This is a genomic window from Pseudomonas quasicaspiana, from assembly GCF_021147825.1.
Taxonomy (GTDB): Bacteria; Pseudomonadota; Gammaproteobacteria; order Pseudomonadales; family Pseudomonadaceae; genus Aquipseudomonas; species Aquipseudomonas quasicaspiana.
This window is the reverse complement of sequence record NZ_JAGTPI010000002.1, coordinates 240,012-265,942: the sequence shown is the minus strand read 5'-3', so window position 1 is coordinate 265,942 and position 25,931 is coordinate 240,012. Positions and strand designations below refer to the sequence as shown.

23 protein-coding genes and 2 pseudogenes are annotated in these 25,931 nt (G+C 53.6%); 5 read left to right on the top strand and 20 right to left on the bottom strand.

The genetic code is table 11. From position 1 onward, the window contains the following. Positions 1 to 43: 43 nt before the first annotated feature. Both ycaC and KDX30_RS03230 read right to left on the bottom strand, forming a co-directional pair. A complete protein-coding gene (gene ycaC / locus KDX30_RS03235) occupies positions 44 to 670 on the bottom strand; it encodes an isochorismate family cysteine hydrolase YcaC (RefSeq protein ID WP_027901532.1) in 627 nt (208 codons plus the stop codon). Positions 671 to 844: 174 nt separating this feature from the next. Beyond that, complete coding sequence (locus tag KDX30_RS03230; RefSeq protein ID WP_231674942.1) at positions 845 to 1,408, bottom strand: TetR/AcrR family transcriptional regulator; 564 nt, start codon at positions 1,406 to 1,408, stop codon at positions 845 to 847. 114 nt (positions 1,409 to 1,522) lie between these two features. Here KDX30_RS03230 and KDX30_RS03225 point away from each other — a divergent pair, with 114 nt between their 5' ends. Then, the gene (locus tag KDX30_RS03225) at positions 1,523 to 2,224 is read left to right on the top strand and encodes a glutathione S-transferase (RefSeq protein WP_231674941.1); all 702 of its coding nucleotides are present in this window, start codon (positions 1,523 to 1,525) and stop codon (positions 2,222 to 2,224) included. Positions 2,225 to 2,307: 83 nt separating this feature from the next. Here KDX30_RS03225 and KDX30_RS03220 read toward each other — a convergent pair whose 3' ends face one another. From KDX30_RS03220 to tssA, 16 genes are all read right to left on the bottom strand, one after another. After that, positions 2,308 to 2,751 (bottom strand): hypothetical protein, encoded by a 444-nt coding sequence (locus tag KDX30_RS03220; protein WP_231674940.1) that lies wholly within the window; start codon positions 2,749 to 2,751, stop codon positions 2,308 to 2,310. A 157-nt stretch (positions 2,752 to 2,908) separates the two neighbouring features. Further along, on the bottom strand, positions 2,909 to 3,898 hold the full coding sequence (locus KDX30_RS03215) for a serine/threonine-protein kinase (protein WP_231674939.1): 990 nt from the start codon (positions 3,896 to 3,898) through the stop codon (positions 2,909 to 2,911). Then, entirely contained in the window at positions 3,895 to 4,626 is a 732-nt protein-coding gene (locus KDX30_RS03210) for a PP2C family protein-serine/threonine phosphatase (RefSeq protein ID WP_406643708.1), read from the bottom strand. Before KDX30_RS03210 ends, KDX30_RS03215 begins: the two co-directional genes overlap by 4 nt. Further along, complete coding sequence (gene tssM, locus KDX30_RS03205; RefSeq protein ID WP_231674938.1) at positions 4,623 to 8,135, bottom strand: type VI secretion system membrane subunit TssM; 3,513 nt, start codon at positions 8,133 to 8,135, stop codon at positions 4,623 to 4,625. The genes KDX30_RS03210 and tssM overlap by 4 nt, the downstream gene beginning before the upstream one ends. Before the next feature lie 9 nt (positions 8,136 to 8,144). After that, positions 8,145 to 9,002, bottom strand: a complete 858-nt coding sequence (icmH, locus tag KDX30_RS03200) for a type IVB secretion system protein IcmH/DotU (protein WP_231674937.1) — start codon at positions 9,000 to 9,002, stop codon at positions 8,145 to 8,147. Positions 9,003 to 9,007: 5 nt separating this feature from the next. Then, entirely contained in the window at positions 9,008 to 10,339 is a 1,332-nt protein-coding gene (gene tssK, locus KDX30_RS03195) for a type VI secretion system baseplate subunit TssK (RefSeq protein WP_231674936.1), read from the bottom strand. Further along, a complete protein-coding gene (tssJ, locus tag KDX30_RS03190) occupies positions 10,336 to 10,824 on the bottom strand; it encodes a type VI secretion system lipoprotein TssJ (protein WP_122708631.1) in 489 nt (162 codons plus the stop codon). The genes tssK and tssJ overlap by 4 nt, the downstream gene beginning before the upstream one ends. 10 nt (positions 10,825 to 10,834) lie before the next feature. Continuing rightward, the gene (gene tagH, locus KDX30_RS03185; protein WP_231674935.1) at positions 10,835 to 12,037 is read right to left on the bottom strand and encodes a type VI secretion system-associated FHA domain protein TagH; all 1,203 of its coding nucleotides are present in this window, start codon (positions 12,035 to 12,037) and stop codon (positions 10,835 to 10,837) included. A gap of 16 nt (positions 12,038 to 12,053) precedes the next feature. Further along, a complete protein-coding gene (locus KDX30_RS03180) occupies positions 12,054 to 12,194 on the bottom strand; it encodes a type VI secretion protein (protein ID WP_122708629.1) in 141 nt (46 codons plus the stop codon). Positions 12,195 to 12,288: 94 nt separating this feature from the next. After that, on the bottom strand, positions 12,289 to 14,898 hold the full coding sequence (tssH, locus tag KDX30_RS03175; RefSeq protein WP_231674934.1) for a type VI secretion system ATPase TssH: 2,610 nt from the start codon (positions 14,896 to 14,898) through the stop codon (positions 12,289 to 12,291). Then, entirely contained in the window at positions 14,895 to 15,914 is a 1,020-nt protein-coding gene (gene tssG / locus KDX30_RS03170; protein ID WP_231674933.1) for a type VI secretion system baseplate subunit TssG, read from the bottom strand. Before tssG ends, tssH begins: the two co-directional genes overlap by 4 nt. Continuing rightward, entirely contained in the window at positions 15,878 to 17,665 is a 1,788-nt protein-coding gene (tssF, locus tag KDX30_RS03165; protein ID WP_231674932.1) for a type VI secretion system baseplate subunit TssF, read from the bottom strand. Before tssF ends, tssG begins: the two co-directional genes overlap by 37 nt. A 142-nt stretch (positions 17,666 to 17,807) precedes the next feature. After that, a complete protein-coding gene (gene tssE, locus KDX30_RS03160) occupies positions 17,808 to 18,215 on the bottom strand; it encodes a type VI secretion system baseplate subunit TssE (RefSeq protein WP_231674931.1) in 408 nt (135 codons plus the stop codon). 7 nt (positions 18,216 to 18,222) lie between these two features. Further along, entirely contained in the window at positions 18,223 to 19,698 is a 1,476-nt protein-coding gene (gene tssC / locus KDX30_RS03155) for a type VI secretion system contractile sheath large subunit (RefSeq protein ID WP_231674930.1), read from the bottom strand. Between the two features lie 28 nt (positions 19,699 to 19,726). Continuing rightward, positions 19,727 to 20,233 carry a type VI secretion system contractile sheath small subunit gene (gene tssB / locus KDX30_RS03150; protein ID WP_095093023.1) on the bottom strand — a complete coding sequence of 169 codons (507 nt, stop codon included), beginning with the start codon at positions 20,231 to 20,233 and terminating at the stop codon, positions 19,727 to 19,729. A gap of 33 nt (positions 20,234 to 20,266) precedes the next feature. Then, positions 20,267 to 21,820 (bottom strand): type VI secretion system protein TssA, encoded by a 1,554-nt coding sequence (tssA, locus tag KDX30_RS03145; RefSeq protein WP_231674929.1) that lies wholly within the window; start codon positions 21,818 to 21,820, stop codon positions 20,267 to 20,269. 371 nt (positions 21,821 to 22,191) lie between these two features. Here tssA and KDX30_RS03140 point away from each other — a divergent pair, with 371 nt between their 5' ends. Beyond that, positions 22,192 to 22,710: an Hcp family type VI secretion system effector gene (locus KDX30_RS03140; RefSeq protein ID WP_027901514.1), complete on the top strand. Its 519-nt coding sequence runs from the start codon at positions 22,192 to 22,194 to the stop codon at positions 22,708 to 22,710. A 152-nt stretch (positions 22,711 to 22,862) separates the two neighbouring features. Here KDX30_RS03140 and KDX30_RS03135 read toward each other — a convergent pair whose 3' ends face one another. Next, the gene (locus tag KDX30_RS03135) at positions 22,863 to 23,408 is read right to left on the bottom strand and encodes a hypothetical protein (protein ID WP_231672788.1); all 546 of its coding nucleotides are present in this window, start codon (positions 23,406 to 23,408) and stop codon (positions 22,863 to 22,865) included. A 234-nt stretch (positions 23,409 to 23,642) separates the two neighbouring features. Here KDX30_RS03135 and KDX30_RS03130 point away from each other — a divergent pair. Beyond that, positions 23,643 to 23,762, top strand: a pseudogene (locus tag KDX30_RS03130) (outer membrane protein OmpW); the annotation flags it as partial. Continuing rightward, a pseudogene (locus KDX30_RS03125) lies at positions 23,753 to 24,103 on the top strand (Hcp family type VI secretion system effector); the annotation flags it as partial. The pseudogenes KDX30_RS03130 and KDX30_RS03125, both read left to right, overlap by 10 nt. Before the next feature lie 148 nt (positions 24,104 to 24,251). Here KDX30_RS03125 and KDX30_RS03120 read toward each other — a convergent pair. Next, positions 24,252 to 24,920, bottom strand: coding sequence for a hypothetical protein (locus tag KDX30_RS03120; protein ID WP_231674928.1), 669 nt, complete (start codon positions 24,918 to 24,920; stop codon positions 24,252 to 24,254). 235 nt (positions 24,921 to 25,155) lie between these two features. Here KDX30_RS03120 and KDX30_RS03115 point away from each other — a divergent pair, with 235 nt between their 5' ends. Beyond that, positions 25,156 to 25,851 carry an OmpW/AlkL family protein gene (locus tag KDX30_RS03115; RefSeq protein ID WP_027901513.1) on the top strand — a complete coding sequence of 232 codons (696 nt, stop codon included), beginning with the start codon at positions 25,156 to 25,158 and terminating at the stop codon, positions 25,849 to 25,851. The last annotated feature ends 80 nt before the right edge of the window (positions 25,852 to 25,931 follow it).

Genomic DNA, 25,931 nt, shown 5'->3' with positions numbered 1-25,931 from the left:
CCGCTAAAAAGCGGGCTTTGTCTTTTGCTCACTACCATTCAAATCAACGAGCCGTCAGCGCCGAGTAGCTGTTCATCAAGTTGCGATAGTTCGGGATGCGCTGGGAAAGCAGGTTACCCAAACCTTCGATATCGTTGCGCCAGTCACGTTGCAGCTCACAAGCCACCGAGAACCAGTTCATCATCTGTGCGCCCGCTTGGGTCATGCGGTTCCATGAGGCTTGCTGCACGGTTGTATTAAACGTGCCGGAAGAGTCAGTCACCACAAACACATCAAACCCTTCAGCCAGTGCCGACAGCGTCGGGAACGCTACGCAAACATCCGTTACCACACCGGCAATGATCAGTTGCTTGCGGCCCGTCGCCTTGATCGCCTTGACGAAGTCTTCGTTGTCCCAAGCGTTGATCTGACCAGGGCGAGCGATGTATGGCGCGTCCGGGAACATCTCTTTCAACTCTGGGACCAACGGGCCATTCGGACCTTGTTCGAAGCTGGTAGTCAGGATGGTTGGCAGTTCGAAGAACTTGGCCACATCAGCCAAAGCAAGCACGTTGTTCTTGAACTCGTTCGGCGTGAAGTCCTGCACCAGCGAGATCAAACCAGTTTGGTGGTCGACCAGCAGAACTACAGCGTCGTCTTTGTTCAGGCGGTTGTAAGTGGCGTTAGTCATGATGAAGTCCTTTATCGAAGTGGGTAAGCAGTCAGTGGCGTCGTTCAACTTGAGGCCAGATTAATGGTCTTCGAATAAAGGATAAATCGGCTGAAAGGCGTTTTACTGTCAACCCATACGAGACAATTGTTCGATGCCTAAGCGTTCAATGAAGCAGCGGCTAGGAGGGATTGCTTACGCGGGCAAGAGCCCAGCGGATTGATAGCTTTCGATGAGAGCATCGAACAGCGAGATATCTGAACGGCTCCGCGCCAACAACTGCGCGCCCGAAACAGCAGCATAAATGGCTCGCGCGCGCCCTTCGACTTGCTCGGCGCTGACCAGACCTGCAGTCGTCAACGCTTTGCTCAACCATGCCACGTTGACATCGCCATAGACCTGAACCTCGATCTTCACCCCTTCCGGCAAATCGTCATATTCAGCGGCCATGAAACTGCACAGGCACAAGCGGTTATCGTTCGCGAGGGACTGACGAAAGATATCGGGATAGTGACGCAGCGAATCAGCCGCATCCGGCGCCTCGGCCAGCATGGCCTCCAGAGTCGCGGCAGTGTCTTCCCAGTAACGCCGGGCAACTGCGGCGCCCAGATCAGCCTTGCTCGGGAAGTGGTAATAGATACTCGCGCTCTTGATACCCACGACCTGCGCCAGATCACGGAAATTCAAGCCGCTGTAACCATGCGCCTGCGCAGCCTGTTTGGCAGCGGCCAGGATGGCTTCCCGATGGTTTGAGCTCACGTCACTGCCTCGTGGTTTCGTTGGCTGGGCATCTTAAGCGACTAAAGGCCTTGACCGAGATAATATTAGCGCATAAATTCCACCTACCAACTGATAGGTAGACAGGAATTTCCCATGACTTCCAACGCGTCAACATTCGACCCAAGCACCCTGCCCATGATGAAAATCTATGACTGGCACACCGGCCCTTACCCGGCGCGCGTGCGTATCGCCATTGCAGAAAAGAACCTGCAATCACGGGTTCAGTTTGAATCCGTTGACCTCTGGAAAGGCGAACACAAAAAAACCGATTTCCTCGCCAAGAACTATTCCGGCACCCTGCCCGTGCTTGAGCTGAACGACGGCACCCTCATCGCCGAATGCACCGCCATCACCGAGTACCTGGACAACCTGGACGGCAGCCCCAGCCTCACTGGCAATACGCCAAAGGAAAAAGGCGTGATCCACATGATGAGCAAGCGGGCCGAACTGGAACTACTCGACGCCGTCAGCGTTTACTTCCACCACGCCACACCGGGCCTCGGCTCAGACGTGGAGCTGTACCAGAACGCTGAATGGGGTTTTCGCCAACGGGACAAAGCCCTGCGCGGCATGCAGTACTTCGATTCAGTACTGCAAAAACAACCTTTCGTAGCCGGTGAAAGCTTCTCGATGGCCGACATCACCGTCATTGGCGGCCTGATCTTTGCCGGGCTGGTGGAGCTTGAAATCCCTGCGGAACACAAAGCGCTTAAGGCTTGGTACGCGAAAGTGCAGGAACGTCCGAGCGTGCAGAACCGGATTACGATGTCTGAGCCAGCAGCAGCGGTTGTTTAAATCGAAGTGACGTTGGATGACACATAAAAACGCCGCCCTTGAAAGGCGGCGTTTTTACGCGGGGGGCATCAGAAGGATACGTATTAGCGAATGCTGGTGATGCTGCCTTTGTTGCCTGTCACTTTCACGTCGACTTTTTTGAAGATGAAGTAGTCCTGAACATTCACTTCATAACGCGGTGCAACGATCAGATCGGCACCGGAAGATTTGACTGCCTTGTAAGCAGCTGCCGCTTTGGTCTGGGAGATCGGATCAGGAATCGGTAGACCCGCCAGAGCACCACCACCGCCGCCACCGTAAACAACGCCGTCAGCGAATTTCGTATCACCGCCGAAGCTCAGGAAGTTGAACAGGATGTTAGTGGAGGATTCGCCACTGATGGTCTCGCCGACCTTAACGTCTGCCTTCAGGTCGCTTTTGACAACGCCTTCCAGCGGCGCGCTCGGCTGACTCATGTTGTAGCTCACGCAGCCACTGGTGGTTGCAATCAAGGTCGCAACGGCAGCAGACATCCATAGCTTTTTCATTAACTATTTCCCGGTTAAATGTTTAGGAGTTGTAAACAGCGGCCGCACTTTAAGGGAAATAATTGGATAAAAATGTCAGAAAAATCCGTAGGTTATGTAGGTTTCAGGATTGGTTATGAGGGAAATTTCCGCGATCAAACAACATGGCTTATATCTTTCAAAATTGCATGTACCCGATTGGACGCGAGCAGAATGCATCGCGTAATTCCATCGCGCTGATGGTTCTTTTATTGGAGTCCAAAGCTAGCGCATGGCGCAAGGCTGGCCAGAAGCGAACAGGTAGATTGGGAGGCGCAGATAACGACCGCCAGAGCTGTTCGTCTCTCGCCTGAAGTGAAGACTTTTGACCATAGGGATGCTTGCCACTGGCAAGTTCATAAATAACGCAGGCCATGGCGTAAACATCAGTGCCGGTTGAAATCACACCATGACTTAACAGTTCCGGGGCGGCATAGCTGGGTGTCCAGGCGTCAAAGCGTTCACGGCCAAGACACGGCAAGCCGCTCAAGACACCATCGAACGTGCCTCCCAGCCCAAAATCAATCAACCGTGGCCCATTATCGGTAAGCATCATGTTCGCGGGTTTCAGGTCGCCATGTAGCACGCCACTTTCATGGCTATGGGCTAACGCATCAAGCAACGGAACCGCGACGGCCTTTATTTCAGCAGCGTTCAAGCCCGAAGGTTCTTCGCAAAGGAATTTGTCTAACCCGGTGCCTCGCAGAAGGTCTTGAGTGATGAAAGCCCGTCGACACGAAAGGTCTACCTCGAAAGCGCGCATACGGATGACGTAGGGATGGCAAAGATGTCGAGTCAGGGCAAACTCGCGGTACAACAAGACACCTGCGTCAGGTACTTCGACGAAGTCATCGTTCAGGAGTTTTATTGCAATGAAAGGATCTGGCTCGCCGAACTGCTCATGTAACAGGTCACGGGCGCGATAGACCACCCCCATACCGCCCGCGCCTATTATCTCCTCTAGTCGATAGCGACCACACAGTACATCAGGTAACTGTGTGCTGAACGCTTGCGAGGAAGCCTCCAGGTGAGGAGCAACACCAAGCCCACCCGCAAGGGCAAATAGGGTCAGCGCTCCAGCTTCCTGAGGCTTCAGGCCAGCGTCGACATATCTCGAGTCAGCGCTCATGTCCGAACCACCACCGCTGTAAGGTTATCGCTGGCTGGCCCTCGCAAAACGTGATCAAACAGAAGATCAACGGTCAGTCTGGGTGAGCGGTTGTTTAAAGCATTGCCCAATACCTGATGGTCAACTGCCTGATACAGCCCATCAGAGCACAGCACAAAAACGTCGCCACACCGCACATCAAGCTCAACGACTTCAAGGCTCAGGCCATCACCGCCGCCAACCGCTCGGGTAAGCGCATGAGCACCTGGGTGCTGTGCCGCCTCCCGAGAACACATGTGTTCGTCAGCAATTAACTTTTGAAGCAAGGAGTGATCACGCGTCAATTGGTACAAGCGCTGCTCGCGCCAAAGGTAGCAACGGCTATCGCCTGCCCATACGCACACAGCGCGCGGGCCTTCAATCAACAACGCAACTACCGTGCTTCCAATCACAGGAGCGGAATCGCCAGCGCGGGCGGCAACGCCCTTACCAAGACGATGATTCACCCCGCGCAAACACTCGCGGACAGCGAAAAGCCGATCGTCCAGGTCGGTGTATCGAGCGATTGCCGCGACACTGCTTACGATCAATTGACTCGCAAGATCGCCACACTGGTGCCCCCCCATCCCGTCGGCAACCACCCATAATCCATGCTCGGGAGAGTTGAGGTACGCATCTTCGTTACGCTCTCGCACCTTGCCTCGCTCGGTACGCCCGACACTTGCGCACGTGCGAGCCAAGACTGTCAAAGCTGCCCCGCAAGTCGAAAACGTCGAATCGCATTCATATCAAACGGGTTCGGTGATCGCTGGCTGGACAATAGGTAATTAACCCGCAGGCCGCCTACGTTGCCCTTCAAAACCAGCACGTCGCGCCCTCGTAGATATTCGGTTTGCATCAAATCGAACAGACGGAACAAAGACCATGGTCCTTTATTTTCCTCCAGCCCCACCGCTCGACCCGCGATCTTCTCCAGCACGAGACTGGAACGCCCATCATCAGCATCGGCAGGCCATCGGAAGGAGACCGGCATGATCGGGCCATGACGGTACTCCATTATCTGATCACCCAGACGGAACTCGGCGCGGCTAACATTCGGGTCGAGGGTGTAAGGCTCAAGTTTGAACTGCACTTGAGGCTCGTTGGGATTCTCCGCGAAGAATCCCCGGCGAATTACCTGGACCTGAGACATTTGCTCCAGAAAGACCCTGGACATCGGCAAACTACGACCATCAATACTGCGCAGTTTGTAGCCACCCGCATCACCACTGGTGAACGCCTTTATGTAACTGTCGAAGAATTTATCGGCAACCCCTTGTTCCTTGAAGAACTCCCTGAAGTCATTGAGCGCAACATCACTGGTGCTATGGGCGCTGAACGGATAGCGCTTGTCGATGGCCTTCCCGTAGAAACCATAAAGGTCGCTCTGATAACGCTGATTGAGGAACTGATACGCATCACTCAACACCAACGACCACGTGTCATCGGCCGCTGAGCTGAGCCAGCCATTTACCGGCTGCGGCAGGCGGCTGGATGCATTACGTAGTCCGCTCAGAACGTCTCTTTGACCGCTCATTCGGGCTTTAGCCCACTCATAAGCGCTTTGATCCTGCTGGCTGGAACGAGCAAGTCCCGACAACTGCACCTGCAACTCGTTAAGCAACTGCAAAACTGGCACCAGGTCAGTAGCGGGCCCGTTATTTTCATCCAGCAGCCGATGCAAAGGTTCAAAGCGCAGTTGCAGCGATTTCCTGGCAGTGTCAGGCGCAGCTTTAACGATGGCCTGACCGGCCAGTTTGGCGACGGCCGTGACCGCCAGACCTGGCGATCCTTTCTGAGCAGGCGCTATGGAAGCTAAAGCATCAGCGTTTTCGGCAAGTGTCTGAAAGCGAGTATTTGCACGGATCTCTGTCAGCAATTGCAGCAACGGTGAGTTGGCCGCCGTCAGGCTGGCCATCTGACTAGCGCCATCAGCAGGATAGGCAAAGGACTGCAATCCCACTTGAGCCACTGCCTCACTCCAGTGGTTGGCGTAGTCACGAAAATACAACTGCTCCAGCTCGACCATCAAGCGACGCAAATCCTGCTCGCTGATCTCGCTTCCTTCGCCAAGCACCCAATTGTCGCGCAGGATGCCGCTGACTAGAGCAGGGCCTTTCACGATAAAGCTCTGCTGATAACCTTGCTGCGTATAGAAACCTGGTATCTCGTAATCGGTGCCGGAAAATACGCTTCCTTGTGGCCCCAGATGCAGATTGAAGCGATAGTCCGGAAGGCTCCGCGCTTGATCCCGAAGTGCGCGATAAACCACGTTTGCCAAGGAGTCGCCGCGCAAAACCTGTCGCGCCTGGGTTACCAACGTGTCATTGAGCGGATAGCTGAAAGACCGAGCAAGCAAACGCTGCAGGTGCCCACTCAGACCCTTCTGCGCGACGATGTTACCGCTATAGCGTATTGACCAATCCGCCGACATCCACTCTTCGAGCCAGCCAGCATCCCGGTGCTCTCTCAAATTAAGCATCAGATACGCTCGCAAGCTCCCCATGAGCAGCTCACGGTCTTGCAGATTGGTCTGGATCTGGTTTTCAAGCCGTCTGGCAACTCGGGGTAAGAGCTGGTTTTCCAGTTCGTGCAGATAGGCGGCCTCCAAGACCGGATTGCTTCGGTCACCTTGGTAAAGGCCGTTGCGCTCCAATAGGGCTATACCTTCTCTGGACGGAAATACCTGGCTTGCTGCATAGCTGGTATCGAGAATGTTCAAGGATGCTTTTTCATCATCCTCCGACTGCAGACGGGAGCGCTGCTGGGTCAGTTGAACGGCGAACTCGCGCACGCTTTCCAGTCGATCATGATTGGCAGAAAAACTGGTCGCCCAAGCGAGCGTGAACACACTCAATACCACCAGCGCGCAACCATAAAGCGCGCGGTGCCACCAATGAATGCGGCGGGTTTCACGCTTGTCGAGCCCCGCCAGCTCAGCCTCTGGGAAAATCACCCTGCTCAATAGATGGTGAATGAAGCGTGCACCTCCAGAACGAAAGGTGGGCAGTATTTTGCTGGACATGCCGGTTTCGGCACCAATAGACGCGGTGTCTTTATCCAGAAGTTGTGCAAGGTGCGGCGCACTGGTCAGATAAAACCCGCGTAGTTGAACTGGACGCTGGTAACGGCTCCCTGTAAATGCCATATCAACAAACAGGCACAGGCGCTCGCCCAGTTTTGCGAGTTGGTTAGGGAAATCCAGAATCAGGCCACGACGGGCAATATCGCGCTCGACATGCATGCGAGTAACAACCTGGCTGTTGAGTCGCTGCAGCAGAGCATCAAACTCCTCGCGCAAGACAAGTACGTCAGTGCCGTTCTGCCCCTTTCGGAAACTGGTGCCCAAAACCTGCTCGCTTTCCTCACGGGAAAGCTGGTCAAAAAACGCATCGAAGCCGACGACCTGATCAGACTTGGCGAGCACCAGATAAACCGGCACATTCACATGCAGGCGTTGGTGAATCTCCCGCAGACGTTCACGCACCTGACGCGCCAGACTGTCCAGACCTGCCTCGTCACCCTCTAGCGTTTTGATATCGATGGTCACCAAAACACCGTTCAGTGGCCGACCACGACGCCGTTTGCGCATTTGCCCTAGCAGGGTTGACCACGCCGCTCTGTCAATGTCGTTTTCCTGTGTCAGATAACGTCCTGCGGTATCAATCAACACAGCGTTATTCGCGAAGTACCAGTCGCAGAAGCGTGTCCCCTGGGTATCACGAGTCAGCTTGCGCTCGATCTTGTTGAGTGGAAAATCCAGACCAGAGAAGTCGAGCAAACTGGTCTTGCCGACACTCGCCGGCCCCATGACCAAGTACCAAGGCAGCTCATTACGCCACCGCTCACTGCGCCCGCTGTACAGGCTCGAGGTCTTCAGCGTTTGCACTGCGTCAATGAACCGCCCGCGCAATTCTTTATGTTCCTCGGTTATTTTTTCCTCTTGCTCCAGCCGCTGCAGCCCGGCGGTGCTTTCTTCTTCCTGTTTCTTGCTAATACTCCGGCGCCAACTGACGAGCACCATGAGCAATCCCCACAAGAGGAACAAAATACTGATGCTCAGCAAGCGGCTTGCCGCGGCCTCCCAGAATCGATTATCAGAAACAGCCAGCAAAGGTCCGAAGAACCAGACCAACAAAGCCATGCATAACACTGCAAGTAGCGACCACAGCCAAGCATTACCTAACCAGGCAGCCAGTTTTTTCAGAAAGTCTTTCATTACATGTCTCTACAACTGCGAGGGAGCCAAAGCTGGCGCGGGGGTTTGATAAGGCCGAAGCACGGCCTCTCTTTGCTCACCCAACACCCAGGCGAATCCTGAATAAAGGCCAGTCAGACTGATCAGGATGAAGATGGTCACTAACCACCAGGGCACAACGCGTACCAGACTCCGACGGCCGTCATTGAGGCCTTTCCAGTTCGGAGAAAGCTCACGCGACACATCACCTCGCAGCTTGCCAATTTGCCGATACAAGCCGTCCCGAATGCTTTCCAGCTCAATAGAGCCGCGGGGCTTGACCCGATACTTACCTTCAAAACCTAGCGACAAGCAGATGTACATAAGTTCGAGCAATGGCATGTACTTCTCGGGGCTCTGAACTACACGGTCGAGCAAATGAAAAAACTTTTCTCCGCCGAAAGTTTCATTGTGAAACTGGCTGAGCAGGCTCATTTTCGACCACTCACTTTTGCCCCCCCACACACTGGTGGTCACAGCTTCGTCGACGACCGTACACAGCACATAACGAGCGGCCTGGATCTGGCTGGTTTCGGCTCCTTTTTGCACGGCGGTTATATCGAACAGGCGGACGCATTCGCACAAACGCTGATTGAGTTCGGTCAGATCAAGCTTGGCTGCTTTGGTCTTGAATTGAATGACATGACCCAGAAGATCCGCAGCGGCGCTCACTAAAACGTTCAGGCTGACGCTGAATGAATGCGCGGGCTGCATGCGAGCGGCATACACCATACGGTCTTCCAGGTTTTCAAAACTCGGGGCCGAAGCAAGATCCGTCAATGCTTCTTTACCCTGCTGGCCTTGATCATGACTCAACAGCACAGTTCTTTTGGTATCTGTGTTTTCCATATCGCTCAGCTCCTTATGGCCCAGAAATTCAGCTTCAGATCAGCGAACTCACCAGAAACATGGAAGGCAAATCCGCCGGAACCTTCCAGCTGAGCCAGTTCTCGGGAGTGCAGCTCGAGGATGAAATAAGTCTTGTTGGCGTGATAAGGGATTTGCCGAGGGGCGACGGGAAGGGGTTTGACCCGAATGCCAGGCAGATGCAGGTTGACCAGATTGCGAATGCTTTCCACTGGTGCGATCTTGAGATGCGCAGGCAGTCGCATGCGCAGCTCTTCACTATCGCAAGAGGCGCTGGCAGCCAGAACGAACGTTGCCGCCCCCAGCATTGAGCGATCCGTCAGAGTAGCCACGAAAATATCGTACTGACGCTCCTGAAGAGGCAGCTCCACAGCATGCTGCTCCAGCACCATCGACAACATTTGGCGAATCGGCGTCATCAGCAAGCGTAGGCTCCTACCCTGCTCGCAGTGCTCGTAAAAGGTTTCAAGTTGCGGCCGCTTGAGGTCGGTGGCAAAGGTCGCCAACTCCCCCAGCATTTCCAGCAGGACGCTATACAGCTCTTCAGGATGAAGTTGTGGCTGACTGCGAAGATGCCTCAACACCAGCTCCGTCCTGTTGATCAATTGCAGCATCATGAAGTCGCCAACTTCAGCGGCACCACCTCTGCCACTAGCTTGAATACGGTCGGCGATTTTTCCCCCTCTATGCGCAAGCAGCGCAATCACCTCATTGAGGCAGGACGCCAGGTATTCACTGGCATGGGCGTAAAGAACCGTAGGGGAAAAATCACTGTTGAGTGTGATACCACCGTTGGTTGTGATATCCATCAACTCACAAAGCTTGAGTTTCACATAAGGCTGATCTGCCAACTGGTCGCCTGTCAGCAATCGCAAGTCCGGCTTGGCGCAGCTGACCTTGGCAGCAGAGTCACTGCCTGCATTGGAGTCAAATATCTCCGTTTCATACGTTACATAGCGGGCCAATACATCCACATGTTCATCGCGTCTCGCCTCGATGTTACTGCCCGTCGATAAAGGTAATGCCAGGTACACAGAGACATTGGCGCTGTCAGCCGGGATGTCCAGCATCAACGGTTTTCTGTTTTTACCTAAATCAAAAAAACTGCCGTCCGGCAGTACACCTGAGGCTTGGGTAACTACCAACTTGCTCATTTTGAAGTACTGCGGATCAATCATTAACTCAAAGAAGCCCCACGCATTGCGCTGGAGCAGTCGTGTCTGAGTCTTGATCCTGTCTTCAAAGTAACGGTCGTTCTGCTGTAAATGCTGGGGCCGAAGCAGCATGCCCTCTTGCCAAATGACCTTATGAATACTCATTGGCGGTCCGCCTGGATAAATGCGGCATCGCCATCATGAATACCCGAATGATCCAGAGTCAGATGCGTACGATTTGTCTCACCCGGCACCAGTTGAATGACATATCGCCATTTTGTTTCCGGCAGATCTCGGTAGGCGGCCAGTACGCCTATGTAGCGACTGCCCTCCCGAACATGCAGCTTGAGTTGCAACTGCTCACCGGGGCGAAGCTCAAGCTCTTCACCTGCAATCAAGTCGGGCGCTAAAACTACTTTTGGCTGCTCATAGAGGCTGAAAAAATCTACCGTATTGAACAGCACGGGATTTTTAAGCTCCATCAATCGCAAAACGATCGGCGAGGGGCGACCATTGATATCGGGATTAAGCTGCTCGCTGGCCGCAAGCTGCAGCTCAAGGCGGGTTTGGGTCGAATACGGCGAAAATGCCGTGCAGCCCGTCACCAGCAAGGTAATCGCCAGTACGGCCAAGGCTCTGATTTTCAACATTTGGGGTTCCTTAGTATTCGGTATGCAAGGTCGCTATCAAGCGCACCTGCTCCTCATAGGCTTGAGCAAAATCGCGCGCCAACAAGCGCTCGCTCCAGTCATCGTCCTGGCACAACATGTGGTGGTAGCGCTCAAACGCCTTCCATCGGGCGGCGTTGGTATGGAATAAGCGGCTGCGCATGTCGCGTTCGAAACGCAACGCCAAATGTTGCGGAGAGAAATGAGCCAAAGCGCCGTGCAGCGCCTTGCGACTGGCAGCGAGTAGCGCCACCTGATGCGCCTGGATATCTCGAAAAGCGCGAGCGACTGCCTGATCACCGGGCAGTTGCCCTGCTCTCTGCGCTTGTAGAAGAAGACCAATGGCTTCACTGGCATCTCCTGCATATTTGAGCGGGTTGTTACCGCCGTGTTGGGCCATGCTCAAGGTCAAGCGCAGCTCGTTTTTCAAATCGTTACGAGTCCGTAAGGTCTGTTGGAGGCCACCAATACTTTGCTTAAGCAGTGCGGCAGAATTGATGGCTAATGCCTCGCGCTGACCTTGGTCCAGAGTCAATAAGTCAATGCCAATCGCAGCCCCGAAACGCATCCAGAAATCATCGCTTTGAGTCTCCCTTTGAACAGGCTCGATGGTCGCCGCTGGCTGCGGCTCGGGAACCAGTTCGGGAAGCAAAAGGCTCTGTCGATCAGCGGATCCGTAGTCGACTCCTTGTTCACTCGCTTGCTGAGATGCGTAAGTCGGCAGTAGCTCATCAAAGCCCAAATCCAGGCCGACCTGCTGACCGACCTCCCTGAGCAGGTCCAGATTCAAAAATGAATCATCCGGAATAACAGTGCCCTCAATAGAGGTCGATCCCAGATGACCCACAAACCCTGCAGCGCTTTTGATCAGTCGAGCATGAATCTCGAATTTGCCCAGACGATAGCGGCTGCCGTGTTCGATAAGGTGCGTTTCCCCTCGACGCAGGTTTTGGTGCAGACGCTGACCGCTCTGCAGGACTTGCGTCCCATTCGTACTCAGGTCAGTCAGAAAAAACTCACCGTCACTGAACGTGATTTTTGCATGCTCACTGGACACGTGGGCCTGATTGTCAACGATGACCCAGTCACAGCTTTCAGCACGACCAATCAGCCCACCCGCTTGCTTGAAGGTCTTGGACGCCTGTTGATCTTGCGCAGGCAGTTCGGCACCCACGAGTTCGAATATCAATTCCATAGGAATCTCCTTGCAGTCAGTTGCCGCGATTAACCGCTAGAGGCTCGCCCAAGGGTCGATACTCGTGATCGCTGAATCGATAGTGGCCAGAACAGCCCGACAGACCGAGCACAAAGAACAGGCACAGCGCAATCGCGTGCTGGGGTCGTACAGACATCGAGGTTTTCCCTGATAGCGATGTGAAGACAGCCACCGATAAAAGCGACTGCCGGATAAAAAGTGGATAGTTTTCTAAGCTGCTTTGTGGCTTTTCAGGTGAACTCGCAGACGATACGAACCCCGTCCAGCGTGGCGTGTATTTGGGATACAGGCTGACCTTCAGCCATTGCTGTCAGCAGGCGATCTGCAATGAGCGGCATGACATGCAGCTCAATCAGGTGGTCAATAAGCCTCGCGCCGCTTTCCCCCTGAACACAGCGATCCGCCAGGTGATCCAGCAGCTCGTTACCACTGGTGAACACCAGCCCACGACTGCTCAAGCGCTCGCTGAGCCGCTGTAACTTCAGCTCGACCAACTCACGCATTACTGGACCGCCCACAGGGTAGTAGGGGACTACTCGCATGCGCGCCAACAATGCAGGTTTGAAGTGCTTGCTCAGCACCGGCCGAATAGACTCTTCCAATTGCTCGGCACAGGGCCGATTGCCATTCATGCACAAGGCATCAATACGTTCGCTGCCCAAATTGGAAGTCATCAAAATCAAGGTGTTGCGAAAGTCAATTTCACGCCCCTCGCCATCGTTGGCGATACCCTTGTCGAAAATCTGATAGAACAGATTCAATACGTCCGGGTCGGCCTTCTCTACCTCATCAAGTAGCACCACCGAGTAAGGCTTTTGCCTTACAGCTTCCGTGAGCATGCCGCCCTCCCCATATCCGACATATCCGGGAGGCGCGCCGATGAGTCGTGAGACGGTGTGTTTTTCCTGAAACTCGGACATGTTGATGGTGGTCACGAAGCGCTCGCCGCCATACAGAAGATCGGCCAGCGCCAAACCTGTTTCTGTTTTGCCCACGCCGCTGGGGCCTACCAGCAGGAACACACCAGCAGGTGCGTCAGGTTTGTTCAGGCCTGCGGCAGTAGCGCGCATGGCTCGATCGAGGGCCTGCACGGCTTGTTCCTGTCCGCGAATGCGTTGCCGTAGATCGTCTGCGAAACTCGTGACCTTCGCATTGTGCTCCCGCGCCAGCTGCGTGAGTGGCACTCCTGTCCAGGCACTCACCACCTCTGCGACCAGGCGCGGACAAACTTCATGACTGACGAGTCGCTCGACTGACTGCGCCTTGGTCAACGCCTGCTGGGTCTCAAGCAACTGCACGTCCAGCTCGTCGAGACTTCGCTCAACGGCCGTAGCGTCTGTGACCCGCTCGCTGTCGTCATCGAGGGTGCAGGCCAGCGCTCGCTGCTTGCGCAAATCAAGCAATCGCGCCGCAAGCTGCTGCTGTTCAAGCCAGCGCTGCTCCAATTCCAACAATTGACTTTGTTTCTGGCCAAGACTGACGCCAAGCGAATCCAGCGCCTTGATATCAACAGCAAGCCCGGCATCCATATCGCGACTCAAGGCTTTTTGTTCCCGCGCGCCCTCAGCTAACTGGCCGCGTAAACGCTCCAGACTCTCAGGCGCGGCGGCGAGGCTGATACGCACTCGAGCGCACGCGGTATCCAGAACATCAACGGCTTTGTCCGGCAGTTGACGCCCAGCCAGATAGCGCGCAGACAGCTCCGCCGCCGCAACAACAGCATCGTCACGCAGATAGACACCGTGACTCTGCTCATAGATGGGGGCAAGCCCCCGCAAAATAGTAATCGCGTCACTAACGGTGGGCTCATTTAGTTTCACTGGCTGAAAGCGTCGCGCTAAAGCCGGATCTTTCTCGAAGTATTTCTTGTATTCCACCCAGGTAGTCGCGGCGATCGTACACAGCTCTCCACGGGCAAGCGCCGGCTTGAGAAGATTGGCAGCGTCCGAGCCACCCGCCTGCCCACCAGCACCTATAAGGGTGTGGGCCTCATCAATGAACAATATGACTGGTACAGGCGAACCCTTCACTTCGTCTATGACGCCTTTGAGCCGTCTTTCGAACTCACCCTTGACGCTTGCACCTGCCTGTAGCAAGCCCATGTCCAGCGACAGTAATTCAACACCCTCGAGAGCATGCGGTACTTCACCGCTAGCAATACGCAATGCCAAACCTTCAACTACAGCTGTTTTGCCGACACCCGCCTCCCCTACGACGATAGGATTGTTCTTGCGTCGCCGGGCAAGAATGTCGACCATCTGCCGAATAGCGTCATCCCGACACAACACCGGATCCAGCTTTCCGTCTCGCGCTTGTTGCGTGAGGTTGTGTGTGAATCGGTTGAGTAGCGATTCATCCCTGGAAGACTTCGCAGCAGAAATAGAGTCAGGTTTTTCCGACAGCGCAAAATCTCGCAGGCGCTCGCCATCAAGTCTCCCCAGCAGGACGTAGTAACGACTGCCCGCGTAGCGAATCGGGTTGCGTAGCAAAGCCAGAATCAGCGCCGCCTGATCAACCTGACCCTGCCCAAGCTCGAGCGTCGCGACCAGCAACGAGTCTTGTAGCCACTGCACCAGCTCAGGAGCGAACACCGGATTGCGCGACGCACCGTCTTCACACTTTGGCTGTAGCGCAGCCACAAGCTCTCCGCAATCAACCTCAGCATCCATAAGTGCGCGACTTAACAGACTTTGGGATCGATCGAGCAGTGCCAGCAAAAGGTCTTCGACCAGAATTTTGCTACCGCCTCTGGCTACGCAACGTTCGGCACCAGCCTCCAGATCGCGCCGCGTATCAGCGTCCAATGCCTGAATGAGTTGCTGTAGGTCCACGTTGATCATTTATCAATCCTTATGAGGTTACTGCCCAGTGTTACAACGCCGTCGGCATCTTCTCGCCCGAGCCAGGTTGTCCAGCCGAGGCGACAATCGCCTTGATCGCCAAGACGCAGATCCCGAATGTCTTCCTGGCGTAGCGCCAGGCGAATGTCGTAGCTCAGAGGGTCGCGCAAGCTGAAGCGGACCAACGCGCCGAGGGGTTGGTAGCCTGTTCCGATGGGCAAAAACTCATGGAAGCGCTGCCAACTCAGTTCACGGATGTGAATTCGGAATTTGCCGCTGCGGTCGTTTACTCGCTCACCGAGTACAAGGTCCTGCCCCATCAAGCTGTTCACCGCACCCAGTTGATTCAACTGATCTTGCAGAATGTCCACAGTGCGCGGCAGGCATTGCTCAATGCTTAATTCAAAGTGTTTGAAGTAGTAACGCAGCACGGCTTCAATCAAGGCAGCAGAGTGAGCCCGCAGACTGAGCAATCCCAGATAAGGTAAAAGGCGCTTCCAGTTAATGTCTCGCGCTTCGCGAATAGGGGTACCTGCCAGACCTATCAACGCAAATAGCCTCTGCGAAAAAGGATCGACGGCGCCCCTCTGAAAACTCGCTCGGTAGCGATACCGTTGCCAGATAGGCGTTATCAACCGATGCAGGCGGTGGTTCAAAAGATCGAGGAACATCCGCGTTGGATTGCCAGCATCGTTGTCCCCCAGCGACTGCTCTGCGTAAAACGCTGGTAAAGGAGAAGCGGATCCTGATAACCCCAGCAGGTTTAAACGTATACGCGCCCGTAAATGCCCGAGTTCATGGAAGTACTCCACACGATCGATGTCGCTACCGGGAAAACCCAAGCCAGGATTGGTCTGAAACTCGATCTGGTCATAAAGCTGATGCTCATTCAGGTCCGGATGCGCTTTGCGCAGTACGTCCAACGTCAGTAACACAGCCTGAAACACCGAATACTCACGTATCGCTTGAGTCATATCGTTCAAAGCAGGGGCTGCAGACCCATACGCGGTTGCCATGCGTATACCTCCCCAGTGACAGTTTTGACGCTAAGCTCATGAAAGGAATTGAGGCTTGCGTACAAGGCGAAAAACTCATTGAGTACCGAGGCGAAAAGGAACACCTCCCCTTCGCAGACAAATTGCTCGGCATCGACAATGAGCTCTGTACGCAGCCCTCGCAAAGGAAGTCCCTTGAACAGACGATCAACCGGTTCGTGGCGAATGGACTTAAGTCCAGCAAGCATTTTCTGGGTGACGTTTGCCGCGTTACGGTCGTAGTACTGCGCAAGATCATACGTTTCAAGAATGACCTTCAATGCATCAACATTTTCCAGTGAGAGATAGTTGAGCGACATATTGCTGATCAATTTCCAAAGGAAATTCTCACTAAGCGGTGGAGGATAATGAGCAGTACATGAAGTGATATTTCGAAAGCTGACGTTGCCGGGCGTGAGATCGCGAGCCACACAAATCTCTCCGGTCTTGAGGCGCACCGGTAAGTTCTGGTTGGTACATATCAATTCGATAGACAGCGCTTCTTGTTCATCAGAATGACGGAGATCAAAACTTAAATAGGTATCAAGACCGCCGTGCAATGTAGATGTACGCTGACGGATGCTGTAATGCGGACTTCCCTCAGGTACGTCAAAGCTGGGGTCATGTTTGAAGGACTCGAAAGGTACGTAGTGACGCTCACCAGCGACAGACTGCAAATGGCCGACAACACTTTCCACCGAGTAAACGCCACAGTGTTTACGTCCATCCGCTGATGGCAGCAGTAAATACTCATCCTGCTTCCCATCAAGCCTGATAGGGAGCGCATCCTGCGGAAATAAATTGACGATCGGCGTGCAATAGAGATGCACGTTATCCAAAGTCGGTTGTGATCGCTGGATGGCATTCTTTTGGATACCGAACCGTAGTTCAAAACCCTTGGCCTGCTCCAGTATGCAGTCTGGCAAAGTACTTAGAACATCAAGCCCGCTAATGTCCACGAACAGGAATTTATCCTGAAATGCGAAAAACTCTTGAAGGTATCGATACCCTCTAAAGGTATTCAATGGATAGGGAATCAGCCCTTCACACTCAGAAAAGCCCACAGGTTGAACGTCTAGCTTCGACAGGCTGACAGACAGGGTTTTATTGTCCAGGCCCCGATATGACTTACCCTCCGAGTCCAATGGGACAACATCAATAGTGGCCAGATTTCTCAACAGATTGAGGTACAGAGTCTGGCTGATGTAGCGTTCACCCGAAAAGTGCAGGCGCAGACGCTTAAGCTCCAGATCACCCAGGTGACCATCGCCTAAAACCTTTAACTGAAGGCTCAACAGCGCCCCGTCGCCGCTTGCCGAGTAATTCAAGGCAGCTAATTCAAGCGGCAGAACTTCCGTGACATAACAGGTTCGGAAGCGACAAATAACTCCATCAACAGGCTTACTGTCCACCGGTGTCTCGCGCTCAACTTGCATCGCCGGACCGGTTTGCTGCAGTGCGTCGAATTGTAAAATGCTGAACGATGGCAGCGGGCGCATATAGTTGGGCCACAGTAATTGCATGAGAGAGTGGGTCAGCTCAGGCCACTCATCATCGAGCTTTTGTCGTAAACGTCCCGTTAAAAAGGCCACACCCTCCAACAGACGCTCCACATCCGGGTCTCGCCCACTTTGTCCGAGAAAGGGTGCCAACGCAGGATTACGCTCAGCAAAAGTACGACCTGACTGTCGCAAGGCAGTGAGTTCGCTCTGGTAATAATCATTAAAAGACATCGTTGTACTTATCCCGGCACCGTCAAAAACGGCGCGCACAAAGCCATCAGCAACAAGTGCCGAGAAAGCGTTTAATCATGCTCTGTAACTTGCCAGCGTCTGAATAGACTTAGCGAGTTAATTAAAGATCTCTATTTGAGCGTTACATAATCATGACCTGTCCGGATCCATTCAATGCGGCAGAGAATCTGACGGCTCTTTTGATACCTGCCACATCCAGCATCCCTTCAATTGCGAAGAACAAGCGAAACGGATCGCTTTCACGCGGAATAGAGGTGACCTTCACGCTATTCAGACGCGGCTCATAGAATGCAATGAAACTCTCTATAGCCTGACGAGCTTGTGTAAGCGACTCATGCAAACTCAAGTTCATGTCATTTAAATCCGGGAGGCCATAGTCAGGCAGCGTTTGCACACTGCCTGCCCGGGTGCTGAGCATTTTTGCAAGATGGGCAGCCACCGAGGCAACGACGCTCTCCTCGTGCCCCATGCCGATACGTTCATCGCTATCACCCGCAAGGCGCTCGAAAAGGCTGCCGTATCCAGACATCACTCGATCACTCTTTATCCAGCTTGCCTACCAGAGACAAGGTGAAATCGGCCCCCATGTATTTGAAGTGCGGGCGCACATTCAGGCTAACCCGATACCAGCCTGGCTCACCTTCGACATCGCTGACGGCAATTTTTGCAGCACGCAACGGACGACGACCGCGTACATCGGCGCTTGGGTTTTCCTGATCCGCGATGTACTGACGAATCCACTTGTTCAACTCTTCCTCAAGGTCTGTGCGTTCTTTCCATGAGCCTAATTGTTCACGCTGCAAAACCTTCAGGTAGTGAGCAAGACGATTAATGATCATTAGATAAGGCAGTTGAGTTCCGAGCTTGTAATTGAACTCGGCGTGTTTACCTTCCTCACTCATCCCGAATGACTTTGTTTTCTGCGCAGAACTGGCCGAAAAGAATGCCGCGTTGTCACTGCCCTTGCGCATGGTCAGGGCTATGAAGCCCTCCTCTGCCAATTCGTATTCGCGACGGTCGGAAACCAACACCTCAGTAGGGATTTTGGTCTCGATTTCACCCATGCTCTGGAAGTGATGTAGAGGTAGATCTTCGACTGCTCCACCGCTCTGTGGCCCAATAATATTCGGGCACCACCGAAACTTGGCGAAGCTGTCGGTCAGTCGTGTTCCAAAGGCATAAGCCGTGTTTCCCCACAGATAATGCTCGTGACTGCTGGCAACATTTTCTTTGTAGACGAAGCTCTTGACTGGATTCTCTTCCGGATCGTAGGGGTTGCGCAGTAAAAAGCGCGGCATGGTTAAACCAAAATACCGAGAATCTTCCTGCTGACGGAAACTCTGCCATTTGGCGAACTGCGGCCCCTCAAAGTGATCCTTTAGCTCTTTCATATTAGGCAGCCCGGTGAAGCTTTCCAGACCGAAAAACTTCGGACCCGCTGCTGCAATGAAGGGGGCGTGGGCCATGCAGGCGACGCTGGAAACGTACTGCATGGTTTTAACGTCTGGAGAGCTCGGGGAGAAGAAGTAGTTAGCGATAATCGCGCCAACCGGCTGACCACCAAATTGCCCATACTCGGCTGAATACACGTGCTTGTAGAGACCCGACTGCATTACCTCAGGCGAGTCCTCAAAATCGTCCAGCAGGTCCTGCTTGGAGACATTAACTATCTCAACCTTGATGTTCTCGCGGAAGTTGGTACGGTCGACGAGCAACTGAAGACCGCGCCATGAAGCCTCCAACGCCTGAAAATCAGGGTGGTGCAGGATCTCGTCCATCTGGCGGCTGAGCTTGCCATCAATCTCTGCGATCATTCGGTCAACCATTGCCTTTTTAACGGGCTCTTGGCTGTTGTGCGGCTTGAGCAGCTCTTCGATGAAAGCAGCAACACCACGCTTCGCAATGTCGTAAGCGTCGTCATCCGGAGTCAGTTTTGTTTCGGCGATGATCTGATCGAGTATGCCGAACTCAGTGGTCACAGCGCTTTGTTGCTTTATTGCACGGGTACTCATAAGAGTGGCCTCTTTATCGATTACTAACTCAAGCGTCTTTCAGGGCTGGGGCTTCCAGACCTAATTCGCCGAGCACTCGACTGCGGGAGTCGTCATCTTCCAGAACGCTTTCAATCGCTTTGCGGAATGCCGGAGCATTGCCCAGCGGCCCCTTCAGGGCCATCAGTGCGTCGCGTAGTTCCATCAGCTTTTTCATTTCCGGTACGTGCTCGACCAGACTCGCGGGGTTGAAATCTTTCATCGAGTTGATACGTAAATCGATGGCCAGCTCCTGCGAGTCGTCCTCATCCTGCAATCGATTTGGCACGCTGAGAGTCAGGCCCAGCTTCTGATTGGCCAGCACCTCATCAAAGTTATTTTTGTCGATGTTGATCGGCTTACGATCCTCGACCTTGCGCTCATCCATCTGCTGGGTGAAGTCGCCCAACACCATCAGTTTCAGTGGCAGTTCAATTTCCTCCTGGGCGCTGCCGGTGGCAGGCTTGAAAGTAATATTGATCCGTTCTTTAGGGGCTACCGAGCCTTCTTTGGCCACAGCTTTTCTCCTTCACTGTTGAAGCCCTAGGGCTTATTCGAGCACCATCTCGATATCAAGGTGGCACAACCTGCGGTAAATCCCTTCTTTGCGCTCCCGAGCCTCGGGATCGGGTGGGAGCAGGCCATAACAAGCATGCAAAAGCTGCAAGACCTCCAATGCCAGACCCGGCTCCCAGAGATGCAACTCCGATCGCAATATTTGCTCGTCGAGAGCCTCCAGTTGCGCCTTCGCCACCTCGTATTTTTTGGCCTGATGGCACAAGCGGGCGAGGCTTAACTGCCAGAAGAACTTTTCTCTTCCACCTTGTGCGTTCTGAAAACCCGACTTGAGCTTCTGTATTGCAGCCCTGAGTCCGCCTTTACGCAAAGTGGAAGTAGCCTCTTGAAGCGCGATATCCCAAGCGGGCGAGTTATCTGTAACCAAAACTTGCTGCGCGCCACTTGCAGGCTCTAGATGGGGAATGACACAGGCAGCGATCCAGTCACGCGTTGCCGCATCCGCGAACTCAGTACAGTCGTGAAATCGCAATTCGGCGACACCCGGCAGCCGCTGGAGAAACAAAGCAAAATGGATCTCCAGCTCCCGCTTCGCTGCATCGGCGCCCAGAGCCTCCAGGCATTCCCAAACCAACCTCTGACCATCAAACCAGAAAGGTGCGCGGGCAATACTCGTTTCCACTTGAACCACCAGATCAGCGTATTGCCCTTGATCGAACTGCAACTGGTAGCTCTTGAGCTTGTCGCCTGGAACTCCATGAAGATCAGTAACCCGCTCGGGGTTGTGCTGCGGAATGCTGTTAATCGATAACCAGCTCAACGTTCGATTCAGACGTAACGCCCGAGGATCTGTGGCCTTCTGACGTAGCCACCAGTTGCATAGCAGCAGCGTGTTTTCCCGCTGGGCACGTAATGCTTGTTGTGCGTCCCTTTCGCTTTCGATGGAGGCGATACCGGTGAACCATTGAGTCGCCACCTGCTTAACCTGGGCCACGACTGTTTCCACGGGGCTCGACTGCGGTCGACTGTCGGTAGCACGCGTCACCATATTCGCCAGATGTCTGCGCAATGGCAGAATCAATGGAGCGTCTTCACCCAGATGCTTCCTTAACGCACTGTCCAGGACTTCAAGCTGCAGAATCAGTCGCTGAAACACCTCAAGCTGATCGCTGATCGGAATATTTGCACCAAGCGCTTTCTCAATCCGCGCGACCAACCAGTCGAGCGTCGCAGCACGCGTTCTGGATTTCCGAGGGAAGATAGCCAACCAGTGATTCGTACAAAAATCGCAGAGCATTTCCAGCCCCGAAACCAAACCGGCGAAAGACTGGGTCTGATACAACGCCCAGCTCAGCCAACATGCGACACGTAAATCCTTGGACATGCCCGCGAGCAGCGCCTCACTACCCTCCTGCACCCTCTGCCAGTCGATCTGAGCCGTATCATGTAACGCCAGCGGTTTTGAAAGCTCAGCCTCCAATGCTTCGAATTCGGAGGAATAACGAACATCTTCCCCAGCATAGTCATCTTCGGATACCGGGTTTTGGGCGAGCGCCAGATATCTGTGCGCAGCATTAGCTAAATACATAACTTTCAATTTTGGGAATGTAAAAAATCAGAGACAATGTCAATGTCATAAACTTACAAGCGGACACACGCAAGCAGACATGTTTAAAAATCAAACACCACGCAACCTAATAGACTCATTGCATAAACCGACCAAGATCATAAACCCGCCACTGGCAACAATACTATCCAGCAAATCATTACACAGCAAGATTAAATTATAATATTTCCATCGGCTACTTGCCTTACACGACATGACGAAACATCCTACAAACAAAATGAGAAGCAAACTACAGACCCGCACAAAAAACAAAAGTAAAGTTCGGCGGCTTTTTGATAACAGCAGTAAAGCCAATTAAAACCCTATAGTTATGATTTGCCAGGAGTGCACCGATGCCAACACCAGCGTATTTGTCCGTTGAGGGAACTACACAAGGGCTTATCACCTCCGGGACTTTCACCCAGGATTCAGTGGGGAATATCTATCAGGAAGGCCACGAGGATCAGATACTGGTTCAGGCATTTGATCATCACGTCATCATTCCTCGCGACCCCCAATCCGGTCAACCCACCGGGCAGCGGGTTCACAAACCGCTGATGATAACCAAGGTTTTCGACAAGTCTTCACCTTTACTGTTTACCGCACTGACAACTGGCGAACGTCTGACAAAGTGCCGCTTGGAGTGGTATCGAACGTCTGCAGAGGGTACTCAGGAGCACTATTTCACTATAGAACTGGAAGACGCAATTATCGTCGATATCAATTCAACGATGCCCAACTGCCAGGATCCAACCCAATCGCACTTCACTCACTTGGAAGATGTTTATTTTACCTATCGTAAAATAACATGGACTCATGAAGTGTCCGGTACTTCTGGTTCCGACGACTGGCGCGTACCTGTTGCGGCTTAACGGCTCTGCAATAAAACGGCACGACTCGCAAAGAGCGTAAAGCTCTGGCTGAAATTAAGTTTAGATCGTATAAATCTTCAACGCTGCGACGATTCAGTCGTCGCCGCAGCTCAAAAACAAACGGAGCATAAGCCCCGTTTGTTACACCCCCATCACTTAACCTTACTACTCAAACTACTCACCAAACTCTCCAACCGACCCACGCTACTGCGCAAGTTAGTAATCTCCTGCTGGAGGCTGCTGATCTCGCTGGAGCTTGAGGTGCCGTTCGACCCCGAGTTGCGCTGCATGTCGGCCAGCTGGCTTTGGAGTTTGCTGATGGTGCGGCTTTGCTCGTCCATCTTGCTTTTGAGGTCGGCTACATCGGCGGTGCTGGGTTGGGTGGTGGTGCCGTTGTTGCGTTTGAGCTCTTCGATCAAACGGCTTTGGGCTTTTACGGTTTCCTTGAGGGCGTTCAGCTCGCTGGCGTTTTGGCGGGAGTCTTCCTGCAGTTGCTGTACGCTGATCAAGGCTGACTCGAGGTCGCGCGACGAGTCGACGTCCGCGGACTCAGTGCGGCTGGCAACGGTGCTGCTTTGAGGGGCCGCGGCATTGGCGCTTGCATCGCCGGCGGCATGGGCCGGTGAGACAGCGAGGACACCGATCAACAATGCTGCGAACGAAAGGGGGGAATTCAAGAAAGCGGACTTACTAGTCATCACTAGGTTTTCCAAAAGAGGTGCAAATTTGGCACAGCGCTAAGACCGGTTTTTGTGGCTCAAGTTCTAGGCGCTGAAGCTCTGGGACAAACCTGGTAACGCATTAACGGGCCTGTTCGCGCAGATACTATGCCATCCGGCAGACGTTCACACGTCGTCACTTCCTGATACTCGGACTTCTTTGACGCAGCCCGCAGCGGCTGGTCGTTGTTCGAATGAATAGTGGAGTGATGTATGCGCAGATTGACCCTTCTCGGCACGCCGGTGCTGATATTCACCCTGGCAGCGTCTACGGCCCAAGCCTATGAGGCCGGGGATATTATTGTTCGGGCCGGTGCAGTGACGGTCGACCCACTGGGCAGCGGGTTCACAAACCGTTGATGATAACCAAGGTTTTCGAAAAGTCTTCGCCTTTGCTTTTTACCGCACTGACAACCGGCGAACGCCTGACAAAGTGCCGTCTGGAATGGTATCGAACGTCTGCAGAGGGTACCCAGGAGCACTATTTCACTATAGAACTGGAAGACGCAATTATCGTCGATATCAATTCAACGATGCCTAACTGCCAGGATCCAGCCCAATCGCACTTCACTCACCTGGAGGATGTTTATTTTACATATCGTAAAATAACATGGACTCATGAAGTATCCGGCACTTCTGGCTCCGATGACTGGCGTGTACCTGTTGCAGCTTAACGGCCCTGTAATCAAGCGGCCTGCCTCGTAAAGAGCGTACAGCTTGGCTGAAAAGAATTTTAGATCGGATAAATTCAACTCTGCGACTATTCATTAGTCGCCGCATCCCAAAAATAAACGGGGCAAAGCCCCGTTTATTACACCACTATCACTTAACCTTACTACTCAAACTGCTCACCTGACTTTCCAACCTGCCCACGCTACTACGCAGGTTACTGATGTCCTGCCGCAGGCTGCTTATATCGCTTGAGCTTGAGTTGCTGCTTGAACCCGAGCTGCGCTGGATATCACTCAGTTTGCTTTCCAGTTTGCTGATGCTGCGGTTCTGGTCTTCGACTTTGCTTTTCAGGCTCGACAGGTCGCTGGAGCTGGAGTTACTGCTTGAGCTTGATCCAGCGCTGCGCTTGAGGTCGTTGAGCTGGCTTTCCAGTTTGCTGATGGTACGGCTTTGCTCGTCCATCTTGCTCTTGAGGCCGGACACGTCAGCGTTGCTGGTTTGGGTGGTGGTGCCGTTGTTGCGTTTGAGTTCTTCGATCAAACGGGTCTGGGCTTTGACGGTTTCTTTGAGAGCGGCCAGCTCACTGGCGTTCTGGCGGGACTCTTTCTGCAATTGCTGGAGGCCGCCCAGGGTGAATTCGGTTTTGCGCAAGGTGTAGACGCCGGTTGGCTCGTAGTGGCTGGCAACTATGCCGTCCTGGGACGTGGCGTTATAGGAGCTTAAATCGACTGCGGCCTGAGCCTGTGAGAGCGCAAGGCTGCCCATCAAAAATGCTGCGAACCGGATTTTGGAACTCAAGAAAGCGGACTTACTAGTCATCACTAGGTTTTCCATAGAAAGTGCCGATATGGCACAAGGCTATGACCTATTTTTTTGGCGAAAGTTCGCAGCCTAGAGGCTTCGCGAGACAAACCTCGTAACGTTTTTTTGCCTATCACACAAAGGTGCTATGCCATCCGGCAGACGTTCACACGTCGTCACTTCCTGATACTCGGACTTCCTTGACGCAGCCCGCGGCGGCTGGTCGTTGTTCGAATGAATAGTGGAGTGATGTATGCGCAGATTGACCCTTCTTGGCACGCCGGTGCTGATATTCGCCCTGGCAGCGTCCACAGCCCAAGCCTATGAGGCCGGGGATATTATTGTCCGGGCCGGTGCAGTGACGGTCGACCCGCGAGAAAGCAGTTCCAGCGTGCGTGTGGATCGCGGAGGTCTGGCGGGTACGGATCTGGGTGGCAAGGCGGGTATGAACAGCGATACCCAGCTGGGTCTGAACTTCGCTTATATGATCACCAATCATTTGGGTATCGAACTGCTGGCGGCTACGCCGTTTGAACATGACGTGACGATCAAAGGCACTTCCGGTGGCATTGCGGACGGCAAGCTTGGCTCACTCAAGCATCTGCCGCCGACGCTGAGCCTGATTTACTACCCGCTGGACAATAAGTCAGCCTTTCAACCCTATGTGGGCGCCGGGATCAACTACACCTGGATCTACGACGAGAGCGTAGGCAGCAGCGCGAGTGCTGCCGGGTTCGATAACTTTCACGCCAGCAACTCATGGGGTTGGGCAGCGCAAGTCGGCGCGGACTACATGCTCACTGACCGCCTGATGATCAATGCGCAGATGCGTTACATCGATATTGAAACCGACGCCTATGTCAGCAACACCAACCTTGGGGTCCGGGCGAAGGTGAATGTCGACGTGGATCCGTTCGTTTACATGGTGGGGCTTGGCTACAAGTTCTGAGGCGGCAGACAGCGCGTGGCATGAATGACAACACAACAAAAAACGGGCACCCAACGCATGTTGGTGTGCCTGTTTTTTCA